The sequence below is a fragment of the Gloeomargarita sp. genome, assembly GCF_053491055.1.
In genome coordinates this window covers 1-12,276 of record NZ_JBRCEP010000023.1, presented here as the reverse complement: position 1 = coordinate 12,276, position 12,276 = coordinate 1, and the positions used below count along the sequence as shown (strand labels likewise).

Below are 12,276 nucleotides of genomic sequence, written 5' to 3'. Positions count from 1 at the left end.
CTGGCCCGGTCTTAACTTTGGGCTGCGGTTTCCCGCTGGTGTAACAGGTAAATCTGGCGGAGCGTGCCGTTGATAAACCGGTAACTGTCTTCCCCGCAGTAGCGCTTCCCCAGCTCCACCGCCTCGTTCATCACCACCTGCACGGGCGTCCCCAAAAACACCAATTCCGCCGTGGCCAACCGGAGAATGTCCCGCTCCATGTGATGCAAACGCTGCAGTTGCCACCCCTGGATGCCCCGCTGCAACAGGTCGTCAATCTGCTGCCGGTGCTGGTGCCAGGTACGCAACAAGGTCTGGGCAAACGCCTGCACCTCCGCCTGCCCCGCCAAATAGACCCACTCCGGCAACTGGGTGGCCGCCCCCAGGTAGTTGATCGCCAGGCGTGTCGTCTCGATGGCCTCCCGCAACTGGGCCTCTGCCAGATGGGGTGCGTGTTCCACCTGCTGGTACGCCCGTTTCAGGCAACTGCTGGCCTGCTCCAGGGTTTCCTCCAATTCCTGGGTCAACACCCGCAACGCCCCCAAAATCAAACTGTCCAATTCCCCCGCCGCCACCTCACGCGTGGCAGAGACCTGGCTTAAGCCCAACAAGGCCAATTCCCGGGCCACCCGGCGGGGTTGCATCAGGAATGCTCCGAACGCACCAGGGATTCCGGGCGCGCCGCCAGCGTCGGATTGACAATCCCCCCGGAAACCAACAGCTTAAAGGCGTCCTCCACACTGATTGGCAACGGCACCACATCCCGCTCCGGTACCATCGCATACCAACCCGTAGCCGGATTGGGCGTCGAGGGAATAAAAATACTCACCAACGTTTCCTGCCGCGGCACCGGCAACGACCGCTCGATCACCTCCCCCGGCGTCCCCGTCACAAACGCCACCGCCCACACATCCCGCCGCGGATACTCCACCAGCACCACCCGGCGAAACTTCTGGTGAGAATCCCGTAACAGGGTTTCCAACAACTGCTTGAGGGTTTTGTACACCGACCCGGCCAGGGGAATTTGCTGGACAATCTGCTCCCCCAAATTCAACAACCACCGCCCGACAATATTGCGCGCCATCAACCCGATCAACAAAATCCCCAGCAGCGGCACCGCCAACCCCACCGACAAATTCACCAAATCCTGCAACAGGGGCGGCAAACTCAAGGGATTCAACTGCTTGGGAATGCGCGTCAGCAGTTGGATCACCCAATTGGCGCTCACAAAGGTCGCCCAAATGGTCGTCGCCAGCGGAATCACCACCAGCAGCCCGGCGATCAGGTCATTTTTCAAATCCTGTTGCCACTTGGACATAAGCCGCTCCGTTCCCTCCCAGGGAATGTTCCCAATTCTATCCTGTGCCAGCTACACCGGTCATCTGCATCAGTGCAACCGTGACACCACATACTCCGTCAAGTCCAGCAGCGATTGCCGCGCCGGCGAAGGGGGAATATCCCGCAAAAAGGTCGCCGCCTTCTGGGCATACTCCTGCGCTATCTGCCGGGAACGCTCAATGCCGCTGCCCATGCGCACCAGGGCCACCGCCTGCTCCAAATCCCCCGGTTCGCTAAACTTGCGCGCCACCAACGTCCGCAACACCGGGGCCTCCGCCAGGGTAAACAACACCGGCGCCGTCAAATTCCCCTCCCGCAAATCCGACCCCGCCGGTTTGCCCAATACGGCAGCAGAAGCAGTGAAATCAAAAATATCATCCACCACCTGGAACGCCAAACCCAAATACCGCCCATACTGGTACATCTGCTCGCACAACTCCTCTGGGCAATCGCTCAAGACCGCCGCCGCCTTGCAACTGGCCGCCATCAAGGAAGCCGTTTTCAAAAAACTTTTTTCCACATAATCTTCAAAGGACACATCCGGGTCAAAATGGGTCATACTCTGGCGAATTTCCCCCTCGGCAAAATCCATAATCACCCGCGAGAGCAGTTTCACCACCGTCAAATTGTCCAAATTCGCCAAATACCACGAGGACTGGGCAAAGAGAAAATCCCCCGCCAAAATCGCCACCCGGTTGCCGAAATAGCTATGCACAGTCGGGACATTCCGGCGCAAATCCGCCCCATCCACCACATCGTCATGCACCAGGCTGGCCGTGTGGATCATCTCGGTAATTTCCGCCAAGCGCCGATGGCGCGGGGTCACCTCCCCCGCCGTCGCCCGCGCCACCAACAACACCAACGCCGGACGTAGGTGCTTGCCCCCCGCCCCAAACAAATACTCGGCAGCGGCAGAAAGAATCGGATGCCGCCCCCCCACCAACTGGCGCAAATGCTCGCGCAACTGCTTGAGGTCATCTTCCACAGGGGCAAACGGGGCAGTTACAAGGGTCATGGCAATGGAGTTACATTTTTTTACATTATGTATCTTCATTCTAAGGGATGAATCCCAAGCCAGACCACCTGGAACAACCCATAGGGACACTTGCGGCCTGTGGGTATGCGCTAGCGCCCGCTGGGACTACCATTTCGCGGTCATAGGTTCGTGGCCTTGTCCTGCCTGGAGGCCGCCAACCGGGAAATGTTACGCAATCGTCATGTTTTTTTCAGGCTTGGCTGCCTTTGTGTTAACTTAAATTTTGTGGGGTGAAAACGCTGTATCCACGGCCACAGGCTTCGCCGTCCGGAGTTTGTAGGCGCGGATGAAAGTTTAATAAAACTTAGTTTTTTTAACAAGTTTGTCATAAACCGACGGTGGATGTTCCCGGAAGAGGGGGCAGGCGCGGTTCGGTTGGGGAGTGGTGGTGGGGGAGGTTTTGAGGATACAGGCTGCATACGGGGTGGGAGTCATGGTCGTTCCGTTACCGGTGGCGATTCTGGTGGTGGCGACAGGTTATATTGGGTGTATTTATCTTTTGTTGTGGCTATGGGCGCGGCGGCAACGTCGGTGCCAGGGGTGACGGTCTGGGTGCCCGCGACTACGGCGAATTTGGGGCCGGGGTTTGACTGTCTGGGGGCGGCGCTGGATTTTGGCAACCGGTTTCATTTTGCGTTGCGCTCGCAGGGAGAGCCGCTGCGGCTCCAAGGGGCGGTGTTGACGGGGGAGAATTTGGCCTACCGGGCGTTTGCGCTGGTGTATGAGCGGTTGGGGCAACCGGTGCCAGCGGTCACGTTGACTCTGGAATTGGCGGTGCCTGTGGCGCGGGGGTTGGGCAGTTCGGCGACGGCAGTTGTGGCGGGGATACAGGCGGCGCGTTATTTGCTGGGGGAGCCGTTCTCGGTAGCGCAGGGGTTGGCCTGGGCGGTGGAACTGGAGGGGCATCCCGACAATGTGGTGCCCGCCTGGTGGGGGGGCTGTCGTTTGACCTGTGGGGCGCAGGTGTGTGGGATTCCTTGGCACCCGGAGGTGGTGCCGGTGTTGGCGATTCCGGAGTTTGCCTTATCTACGGCGCAGGCGCGGGCGGTGTTGCCCAGTCAGGTTTCCTATCGGGAGGCGGTAGCCAATCTGGGGGCGTTGGGGTGTTTGCTCCAGGGGTTGCAGCAGGGGGCGCCGGAGTTGTTGCGCGCGGGGTTGCAGGACCATCTGCATCAGCCCTACCGACGGGGTTTGATTCCCGGTTACGACCAGGTGGAACAGGCGGCGCTGGCGGCGGGGGCCTATGGGGTGGTCATCAGTGGGGCGGGGCCGACTTTGTTGGCGTTGACGGCTCCTGCTCAGGCGCAGGCGGTGGCCCAGGCCATGGTGCAGGCCTGGCAAGGGGTAGGGGTGCAGGCGGTGGCGCGCATTGCCCGGGTGAGCGCGCAGGGGGCGCAGGTGACGGCGGCTTAGCGGGTGTTTGCCCCTTTGCAGAATGGGTAGGACAGCGTACAATGGGGGCGTTTACCCCCTGGCAAAAGGTCAATGGTCAAAAGCAAGGGGCGTATGCGACGAGAGCCTACCCTCTGGCCTGCCCTGCTGGCCGGTTTGGGGGTGGGGGCCTTGGCGGGTGTGATGGCCGTGCTGGTATTGCCGTCGGCGCGCTGGGGTCCCCTCTGGTCGGAACCACCTGTTGGCCCCAAACGGGAAGATTGTACTGCGGGTTCTTTAACGGAGTTGGATGTGCTGACCTGCTGGCACTTGCCGGCAACCCAAACCATGACCCAGCAGCGGTGGGATGCGGTTACGTTTGCGGCCAATTTGGGGGATGCCCTCATGCCGTTTCTGCGGCAAGCGCCCTGGCCGGAAATTGCGGCGGCGGCCAAAACCGCCCGGGTGCCCGTGCTGATGTACCATGATATTTTGCCGGAAAAACAGGTGTTTTTTGATGTCACGCCCCAGGAATTTGCCGCCCATTTGCGGTTGATCCAGGAACAGGGGTTGACGCCGGTGAGCTTGGATGCGCTGGTGACCCATTTGCGCACGGGGTTGCCCCTGCCCCCCAAACCGATTCTGCTCACCTTTGATGATGGGTATGCCGGGCATTACCAATACGTCTATCCCCTGTTGCGGAAATATGGTTACCCGGCGGCGTTTTCCATCTATACGCAGGGGGTGGGGCAAACGGCGGGGCGACCCAAAATGACCTGGGCGCAGTTGCGGGAAATGGCGCAGGACCCGCTGGTGACGATTACCTCTCACAGTGTCACCCATCCTTTGGATTTGCGGCCTTTGAGCGATGCGGAATTGGCGCGGGAATTGACCGAATCCAAACGCATTTTGGAGCAAGCGTTGGGCCGACCGGTTCATTACTTCACTTATCCGGTGGGGCATTACGATGACCGGGTAAAGGCGGCGGTGCGGCAAGCGGGTTATCTGGCGGCCTTGACCATGCGCAATGGGGAGGAATTTTATGCCGGGCAGTCGGCGGATGTGCTGACGATTGAGCGGTTTGGGCAGTCCCGTTTGCCGAGCCTGGTGGATACGGTCTGGGGGGGGGCAGCGCCGCCAGCTCCCTTGGCGGGGGTGGATTTCACCGCCCCAATCACCCTGCAACGCCGCACGATTGCGGGGGTGGATTTGGTGTTGGTTAGCGGCGGGCGACCGGTTACCTACCACGCCGATTCCCGTTACCAGGTGGAGGAATTTTTGCGCAAGGAACCGCGGGCGGTGGCGGTTGTCGATGGCGGGTTTTTCTCGCTGGAATCCCTCACGTCCAACGTGATGATTGGGCCGGTGTTGGCGCAAAATACGGGGCAATTTATTCCGGGGGGGAAGGGGGACAATCCCAAGCTCAAGGGGCGGCCTTTGGTGGTGATGACGCCCAAGACGGTGCGGTTTTTGCCCTTTGACCCGGTGCAACACAATACCTTGGCGGGGGTGCAGGCACAGGTGCCGGGGGTGACGGACCTATTTGTGGCGTCTGCCTGGTTGGTCAAGGACGGGCAACCGCGGGATTACGCCAGTTTCGGGAATCTGTTTGGTTTTGATGCCGAGCGGCACCGGGCGTTTTGGGGGGTGCTCCAGAGCGGCCAGCCGATGATTGGCATTTCCACCAATCGGGTGGATTCGGTGCGTCTGGGGCAGGTGCTGGCGCAGGTGGGGTTTCGGGAGGCGGTGATGTTGGATTCGGGGGCGACGGCGGCTTTGGCCTACCGGGGCCAACGCTATACGGAATACGAACCCCGTCCCACGCCCCATGCGGTGCTCCTGTTGCCGCCGGACACACCGTGAATGTTTTGGGGTTAATCGCGGGCAATAGCCGTTGTCACTGGGGGTGGTGGCGCCACGGCCAATTGAAACGCACCTGGCATACCCCCTGGCAGAGTCCCACGACGACCTGGGTGCAAAACCATTGTGTTTGGCCGGTTTATGTGGTGTCGCCTGTGCCCGCGCAGGTGCAGGTGTGGCAGCGCTATTCGCACGCCCACGTCCTTACCTTGGCCGACATTCCCCTGCCGGGGGTCTATGCGACGTTGGGGGTGGACCGGGCGTTGGCGGCCTGGGGGGCCAGTCGGTTGTACGGTACGCCAGTGCTGGTGATTGATGCGGGGACGGCGATTAGCCTCAGTGCGGTGGATGCCCACGGGCAGTTCCTGGGTGGGGCAATTTTACCGGGGCTGGCCTTGCAATGCCAAAGCCTGCATCAGGGCACTGGGGCATTACCGTTGGTGGATTGGCCGGAGACCTTGCCGCCTGTGTGGGCCAGGAATACGGTACAGGCCATGCAAAGCGGTATGGGGTACACCCTGTTGGCGGGGTTGCGGTTTTATCTGGCGCAATGGAGTGGCCAGGTGGTGGTCACCGGCGGCGATGGCGCGTGGGTATGGCGGCACCTCCAGGCCGAGGGCATCCCGCTTTGTTGGGAACCGGATTTGTTGTTACGCGCTTTGGGGGAGCTAATTGCCTGCCCGAAAGATGTTGACATAGCCACCGGGGCAGGTCGGCCAAACCCCATCTTCCGCGCCATTCACATTGGGAGCAATGGAGATGCCTGAACTGGGCGCAATACTTTCACACAGCACGGGTGCATCAATGGTCTTGTCCTCAGTGGCGCCATCGGGTAGGGTGACCTTCAGCACATCCCACTCCACCCCGGCAGAGTACCGTTTCAGCGCTGCATTTTTGGTGTAGGGCGTCAAGGTGGCGTAATCTTTTTCAACCTTCTCCTCACCGCCGCCGCCCACGTAGTTGTAATTTTTTGTGTCCGTAGGCATGCCTATAGATATACTGCCGAACGACCCAAAATGACCGTGTTCATAGCGAAAGAGTTTTTGTCCCTTGATCCAGGCGTTGAGCGTCACCTTGGCCTCCGACTGTTTGGCCTTGGCCGATTGCGCCAAGAAAGAGGGTAGAGCAATGGCTGCCAAAATCCCGATAATGACTACCACAACCAGCAGTTCCACCAGGGTAAACCCACCATTCTTATCAAGCTGTGGCCGGCGCCGTAACCACCAATACCGCAACAGGAAAAACGTATTCATAAGTAGAATATCCCCGTTTGCCTGTGATCTGCATCGCTTACGGTTAACATACCCAGGAACCTAGGACGCCATAACAAAGTTGTCCATAAAATTCGTTAATACCGTAGGATTACGGAAATGGGCGGGTGCCTGTGAAAGAGCCGCAGCCGGTTGCCAGTTTCCCTTGGGATCACATCCCGGTCCAATTTGGGTACAGTAAAAAGCAAACCATCAGCCCATGCCGGAGGTAGCGTCCCATGAGTACTACGCCCATTCCCCCTCCACCCCGCGGTGGCATCCCCCCTGCGCCCCCCCGTCCTCCAGCGGCGCCGGTTCCACCGCCTTTGCCCAAACCTGTGCCGCCCCCGACGGCCAAAACGGGCGGTAGCCGGATTCCCTCGATGGAGGAATTGGTCTTTCGCGCCCAAGAGGAGGGGGTTTCTGACATTCATGTGGGGGTCAACGAGCGGCCCCGTTTCCGCAAACGGGGGATCATGGAAATTGTCGAAGACCTGCCGGTGACCGACCTGGAGACCTACGACCGCTGGATGAGCGAAATGCTCCAGCCGGATCAGATTGAGCAATTCCGCAAAAATATGGAATTTGACGGCGCCTGCACCTTCCAGGACAAAATTCGGGTGCGGATCAATTTGTTTATCTCCCTGCGCGGCCCGGCTATGGTGCTCCGTCTGATTCCCCTCAAAATTCTCACCATTGAACAGTTGAATTTGCCCCCGGTGTTCAAGGATTTATGCCATTACCAAAAGGGCTTAATCCTGGTCACCGGCCCGACGGGTTCCGGGAAATCCACCACCTTGGCCGCGATGGTGGACTACATCAACCAAAACCTCGCCAAACACATTATTTCTATTGAGGACCCGGTGGAATTCGTCCATTTCAGTAAAAAATCCCTGATCCGCCAGCGGGAGGTGGGCATCCATACCTTGAAATTTGAAAACGCCCTGAAAGCCTCGCTGCGGGAGGACCCGGATGTGATTCTCATCGGGGAAATGCGGGACCGGGAAACGGTCAATACCGCCATGAAAGCTGCCCAAACCGGCCACTTGGTGTTTGGTACCCTGCACACCAACAGCGCGGTCAAAACCATTGACCGGATTCTCAACCTCTACGAACCCGCCGAACAGCCCCCCATGCGGGTACAGATCGCCGAAACCTTGGTGGCGGTGATTGCCCAAGCCCTGGTGCGGACCACCGATGGCAAACGGACGGCCATCCACGAAATCATGATCAACACCGACGCCATCAAAGACTACATCCGCCGGGACGAAGTGGACGAAATCGAACAGATCATCCCCCGTTCCACCTTTGATGGGATGTGTACCATGAACCAATGCCTGCAACGGCTGTACGAGGAGGGCCGGATCACCGAGGAAACCGCCTTGGAAGCCTCCCCCAAACCCAACGAAATGGCGATGATTCTGCGGGGGCGCGCGGGGTATTAAAGCAGCGCTAACCCAACTGGGGCAGCAGGGAGGTGGCGTTTTGCAAAAACCGGAGGGCGCGGGCCAAAGCCGCCGGGCTGACCGTCACCTGCCGCAGTTGCACCAACCCCTCTGTGATAAAACTCGCCTGCACCGTGTTGTCCCCGTGAAAGGGAGTTTCGTACACCACCTCGCGAATCCCGGCGGAAATGATCAATTTCAAACAGGACAGACAGGGTGCCAGGGTGACGTACAGGGTGGCGCCCTCGGTGGCAATCCCATAACGGGCGGCCTGGGCGATGGCATTGGCCTCGGCATGAATGGCGCGGGAAGGCAAGGTCGTGCTGGCGTCACAGCGGGGTAAACCGGGGTAGCAAAACCCCTGGGCCGTGCAGTGGGGAGAACCGGATGGGGGGCCATTGTAGCCGGTCGCCAACACCTGCCGCTGTTTCACAATAACGGCCCCTACAGGCCATGCCAAACAGGTAGAGCGCGTGGCCGCCAGCTTGGCCAGCATCAAAAAATATTCATCCCAGTTGGGGCGCGCCTCCATAACCCTTAGCGCGGCGTCGAGGGTGGGGCAGGTACTGCCGGGGTGGTCGGTCGGGGCGTCGTCGTATCCCCAAAGCGGGGAAATGGCACATCCACAAAACCAATCTCCAGCAATTGTTGGTACGCCTTTTGCCCCAACTCCCGGGTCGGCTGTTGGCTGCGAATGATCTGTACCAGCAGAGGAATGGCCAAATCCGGTTCCTGTTGCGCCCGATGCACCAAGGCCAATTGGTACGTCGCCTGGTCGCGCATTTCCGCCGCTTCCCCAGCTTTGCGCCGCTGACTGTCGGCTACCTGGTTATCAATGCCCGTAAAACTGGTGACCAACTGGGAATGGAAGGTGGATATCTGGTTAAACACCTGGCGGGCATCCTGTAACTTGGACACGGCCAATTTGTAGTCCTGCCGGGCAATCGCCTGCGCCGCCTCTTCCATCAAGCGGCGCCCCCCCTGCAAACTCAGCAATTTCGGGGGTGATACCGCCACATCCAAAGGGTCCACACCAATGGGATTAGTCGGTGGTGTTGCCGGAGCCGGTTTTTGCGCCTGGGCCAATCCTGTCGCCCCCAGCACCACCAAGCCACAAATCGCCAAGGCCACCACAACCGCCCGCAACCATTGCAGAGAGTGACGCACACGCATGCACAATAACCCAAAACGGAATTTATCTGGTATGATAACAGGGATGGGCGGTGAGCATCTCATCCGTTACACTAGAATCTTAGAATCTGTAGTCACCGCACGGGCATGTAGCTCAGTGGATAGAGCACCAGATTCCGGGTCTGGGTGTCGGGGGTTCAAATCCCTCCATGCTCGTCAAAAACACCCTTGTACACCCCAGAAGGCGGGGCTTTAGGCCATTTTACCCGTGACAGCAAACACCAAAATAGGGGTAGTCGGCAGCCTACCCCCTTAGCCAGCACCATGGCCTGTTTTAGCTCAGCGCACTCGGGCCGTGGTCGTAGTCAATCCGAAACGTGGGTTGCACCTTCCCCTGAATATGGCCGAAATAGCCATGCAGTTGGGTAATCCCCGCTTCCGCCGCCGCCCGACCCAGCAACGCTTGTTGCCGATTCCGAATTTGCGCCGTCCGTTGCATCATCAGTAACCGAGCTTGTTGTTGCGTGTCCATATCGCTAACCCTCCATCTAATTTGCCGACTGCCACCCTAACCAACTTGAGCAATCAATTCAACCTTTCTGTATCTAATAATACAGAATTTTTTGCGGATTGTCTATAGGTCGCGGCAAAAAATGTTACAAACGAGGGCGGGGGGGCTAGCTGTGACGGATTTCCCCACTCCCAGGGGGGGCTTTGGGGGGATAAGGTGGAAGAGAGGACGTTGATGACGGGTTATAGTTATGAGTTTTTTTGAATCGGAGATTGTGCAGTCGGAGGCCAAGCAAATTTTTAAGGACTATCAAGAGCTGGTGCAGTTGGGGACCCGCTACGGCAGATTTGACCGGGAGGGCAAGCGTTTGTACATCGAGCAGATGGAGCGCTTGTTGGAACGGTATCGGATTTTTATGAAGCGGGTGGAGTTGTCGGAGGATTTTCTGGCCCAGATGACCATCAAGCAGTTGCAGACCTTTTTGGGGCAATTTGGTCTGACCCCTGACCAGATGTTTGCCCAGATGGAGCAGACCTTAGCACGGATGAAGCAGGAACTTGAGTCGTAGGGTCATTGTCGGGGTGATGGGGCCAGGAGAGGGCGCGACACCGGCGACCTGTCAGGTGGCCTACCAATTGGGAGAACGGGTTGCCCAGGCGGGGTGGGTACTCCTGACCGGCGGGCGGAATGTGGGGGTCATGCGGGCAGCGACTCTGGGTGCCAAAAAGGCAGGCGGCTTGACCGTGGGTATTTTGGACGATGCCACAGGGGCAGGAGCCGTCCCGGAGTTGGACATTGTAATTCCTACCGGGTTGGGGCAAGCCCGCAATGTTGTCAATATCTTGGCCAGTCAGGGGGTCATCGGCTGCGGTTGGGGGGCAGGCACGACCTCGGAGTTGGCTTTGGCGGTGAAATTTCACAAACCGGTGGTGCTCCTGGAAATGCCGCCGGTGGTGCAGGATTTTTTCCGGCAGTTATCCCCTTGCGTGCAAATAGCGCCCACGCCTGATGTGGCCATCGCCTATCTCCGCTCCGTCCTGGGGCCATCTCACCCTGATGACCCCGAGCATTTCCCAAGCACATAAATTACCGAAAAGCGCCGCCCTGCACTACTGCGCTAACCCGCAGGACGGGCCTACCAAGCTATCCCTCTGTGTCGGTGGTTGCTTGTGACATACTCCCGTCTCATGGCTACGCCACGCTTTGCTAACGTCCTACGGACAGAGAGCGGGCTTCACGCTTCAAAGGACTCCGTCCCGCTGACGCGACCGGGGAGCTTCCGCAAGAACCCTCTGCGTGCAGACACGGGATGTCCCACCGCGTAGCCATACCAGATTCCGGCAACACCGTTTTGTATGGCCAACCCGATTCTACCGCGTGGGGGTGGCTGTATCCCGGTACCGTGCGGGGCTTATCCACCCCCACACCCCCGCGAGCTATAGCTAAGCAGGCAAAGGTTGACATATAGAGCAGATGACTGAATCGATGAGGTCATGAAGGTTTTGGGTTGTAGATGTCATAGTTTTTCTAACTCTTTGCTTGATTCTATGCCATGGATGCTCAATCGGGTTTAAATCGGGAGAGTATTTCGGTAGATATATCAATTCGCACCCAGCGGCTGCCACAACCTTCCGAACGAGTTGGCAACGAGGAAAACTGGCATTATCTAAAACAATTTTCTTCCCTGCTCCAATGGTCGGCAACCACATCTCTGTCAACCAGGCAATCAAGACTGGCAAATGACAACTACCAATCCCAGTATGCAACTAATTGCCCTAAATGATAACCACTCATCATGCTGATTCTCTTTCTCTCTTTGCCAGGTCGTTGCCCATATATTCTTTGTCCTTTTCGCCCCCCAACCATATTCCTAAATATCTCGATTATCCACCCCAGACTGGTCAATATAGACTAAATCTTCATTCTTTTCCTCTTTCATCGTCTTGATAAACTGTTGTCGCTCTTCTTCGTTTTGTTCTTCAAGAGTATGTTTTTTTTTACGGGTAAAGTTGATTTTTTTAAGGGCTTGACCAATGGTTGTATGACTGACACCGAGAATGGCTCCCATTTCTTTTTGTGTCAACCCTGGATTGGCTTCGACAAATTGGCGAAATCTCTCCAAATCAGTAAGCTTAGCACTATGACCTTTTTGATCGTTCTGTTTCGGGCGATAATCACCAGTTTCTGACCAGATTTTTAACCATCTTTGTACGGTTCTGATGCTCATACCAAATAACTCACTAACCTCAACTAGTTTTGCCCCCTTTAAGACTGCTGCGACTGCTTTTTGACGCAAATCGTAACTGTATGGTCTTGCCATCGCTTTTCTCCACAGCATCTATCCTATAATACGAC

General features: G+C 57.8%; 15 protein-coding genes and 1 tRNA gene. 7 read left to right on the top strand and 9 right to left on the bottom strand.

The features are described from left to right. Positions 1 to 11 precede the first annotated feature (11 nt). The 3 genes from nusB to sds form a co-directional block, all read right to left on the bottom strand. Complete coding sequence (nusB, locus tag ACWISF_RS02450) at positions 12 to 623, bottom strand: transcription antitermination factor NusB (protein WP_448380007.1); 612 nt, start codon at positions 621 to 623, stop codon at positions 12 to 14. Beyond that, complete coding sequence (locus ACWISF_RS02445; protein ID WP_448380006.1) at positions 623 to 1,297, bottom strand: DUF502 domain-containing protein; 675 nt, start codon at positions 1,295 to 1,297, stop codon at positions 623 to 625. The genes nusB and ACWISF_RS02445 overlap by 1 nt, the downstream gene beginning before the upstream one ends. Before the next feature lie 69 nt (positions 1,298 to 1,366). Continuing rightward, the gene (gene sds / locus ACWISF_RS02440) at positions 1,367 to 2,332 is read right to left on the bottom strand and encodes a solanesyl diphosphate synthase (RefSeq protein WP_448380005.1); all 966 of its coding nucleotides are present in this window, start codon (positions 2,330 to 2,332) and stop codon (positions 1,367 to 1,369) included. 531 nt (positions 2,333 to 2,863) lie between these two features. Here sds and thrB point away from each other — a divergent pair. The 3 genes from thrB to ACWISF_RS02425 all read left to right on the top strand — a co-directional run bounded on the left by thrB (position 2,864) and on the right by ACWISF_RS02425 (position 6,351). Further along, on the top strand, positions 2,864 to 3,766 hold the full coding sequence (gene thrB, locus ACWISF_RS02435; protein WP_448380004.1) for a homoserine kinase: 903 nt from the start codon (positions 2,864 to 2,866) through the stop codon (positions 3,764 to 3,766). 93 nt (positions 3,767 to 3,859) lie between these two features. Then, entirely contained in the window at positions 3,860 to 5,587 is a 1,728-nt protein-coding gene (locus tag ACWISF_RS02430; protein WP_448380003.1) for a polysaccharide deacetylase family protein, read from the top strand. Continuing rightward, positions 5,584 to 6,351 carry a type III pantothenate kinase gene (locus ACWISF_RS02425; RefSeq protein WP_448380002.1) on the top strand — a complete coding sequence of 256 codons (768 nt, stop codon included), beginning with the start codon at positions 5,584 to 5,586 and terminating at the stop codon, positions 6,349 to 6,351. The genes ACWISF_RS02430 and ACWISF_RS02425 overlap by 4 nt, the downstream gene beginning before the upstream one ends. Here ACWISF_RS02425 and ACWISF_RS02420 read toward each other — a convergent pair. Then, positions 6,253 to 6,837 (bottom strand): type IV pilin-like G/H family protein, encoded by a 585-nt coding sequence (locus tag ACWISF_RS02420; protein WP_448380001.1) that lies wholly within the window; start codon positions 6,835 to 6,837, stop codon positions 6,253 to 6,255. The two genes, ACWISF_RS02425 and ACWISF_RS02420, sit on opposite strands and share 99 nt — an antisense overlap. A 236-nt stretch (positions 6,838 to 7,073) precedes the next feature. On the opposite strand from ACWISF_RS02420, the gene ACWISF_RS02415 reads away from it, so the two are divergent. Further along, positions 7,074 to 8,279 (top strand): type IV pilus twitching motility protein PilT, encoded by a 1,206-nt coding sequence (locus ACWISF_RS02415; protein ID WP_448380000.1) that lies wholly within the window; start codon positions 7,074 to 7,076, stop codon positions 8,277 to 8,279. 7 nt (positions 8,280 to 8,286) lie between these two features. Here the strand turns inward: ACWISF_RS02415 and ACWISF_RS02410 are convergent, their stop codons facing one another. Together ACWISF_RS02410 and ACWISF_RS02405 are read right to left on the bottom strand one after the other, a co-directional pair. Further along, positions 8,287 to 8,811, bottom strand: a complete 525-nt coding sequence (locus tag ACWISF_RS02410; RefSeq protein WP_448379999.1) for a deoxycytidylate deaminase — start codon at positions 8,809 to 8,811, stop codon at positions 8,287 to 8,289. 5 nt (positions 8,812 to 8,816) lie between these two features. Further along, entirely contained in the window at positions 8,817 to 9,452 is a 636-nt protein-coding gene (locus tag ACWISF_RS02405) for a hypothetical protein (protein WP_448379998.1), read from the bottom strand. Positions 9,453 to 9,553: 101 nt separating this feature from the next. Between ACWISF_RS02405 and ACWISF_RS02400 the strand changes: the two genes are divergently transcribed. Beyond that, positions 9,554 to 9,626 (top strand) — tRNA-Arg (locus ACWISF_RS02400). A 118-nt stretch (positions 9,627 to 9,744) separates the two neighbouring features. Here ACWISF_RS02400 and ACWISF_RS02395 read toward each other — a convergent pair. After that, positions 9,745 to 9,942 carry a hypothetical protein gene (locus ACWISF_RS02395; protein ID WP_448379997.1) on the bottom strand — a complete coding sequence of 66 codons (198 nt, stop codon included), beginning with the start codon at positions 9,940 to 9,942 and terminating at the stop codon, positions 9,745 to 9,747. Between the two features lie 229 nt (positions 9,943 to 10,171). On the opposite strand from ACWISF_RS02395, the gene ACWISF_RS02390 reads away from it, so the two are divergent. Further along, a complete protein-coding gene (locus ACWISF_RS02390; protein WP_448379996.1) occupies positions 10,172 to 10,489 on the top strand; it encodes a DUF1825 family protein in 318 nt (105 codons plus the stop codon). After that, positions 10,479 to 11,006, top strand: a complete 528-nt coding sequence (locus ACWISF_RS02385) for an SLOG cluster 4 domain-containing protein (protein WP_448379995.1) — start codon at positions 10,479 to 10,481, stop codon at positions 11,004 to 11,006. The genes ACWISF_RS02390 and ACWISF_RS02385 overlap by 11 nt, the downstream gene beginning before the upstream one ends. A gap of 357 nt (positions 11,007 to 11,363) precedes the next feature. Here the strand turns inward: ACWISF_RS02385 and ACWISF_RS02380 are convergent, their stop codons facing one another. Together ACWISF_RS02380 and ACWISF_RS02375 are read right to left on the bottom strand one after the other, a co-directional pair. After that, positions 11,364 to 11,630: a transposase gene (locus ACWISF_RS02380; RefSeq protein ID WP_448379994.1), complete on the bottom strand. Its 267-nt coding sequence runs from the start codon at positions 11,628 to 11,630 to the stop codon at positions 11,364 to 11,366. 161 nt (positions 11,631 to 11,791) lie between these two features. After that, positions 11,792 to 12,259 carry an IS630 transposase-related protein gene (locus ACWISF_RS02375; RefSeq protein ID WP_448379993.1) on the bottom strand — a complete coding sequence of 156 codons (468 nt, stop codon included), beginning with the start codon at positions 12,257 to 12,259 and terminating at the stop codon, positions 11,792 to 11,794. Positions 12,260 to 12,276 lie beyond the last annotated feature (17 nt).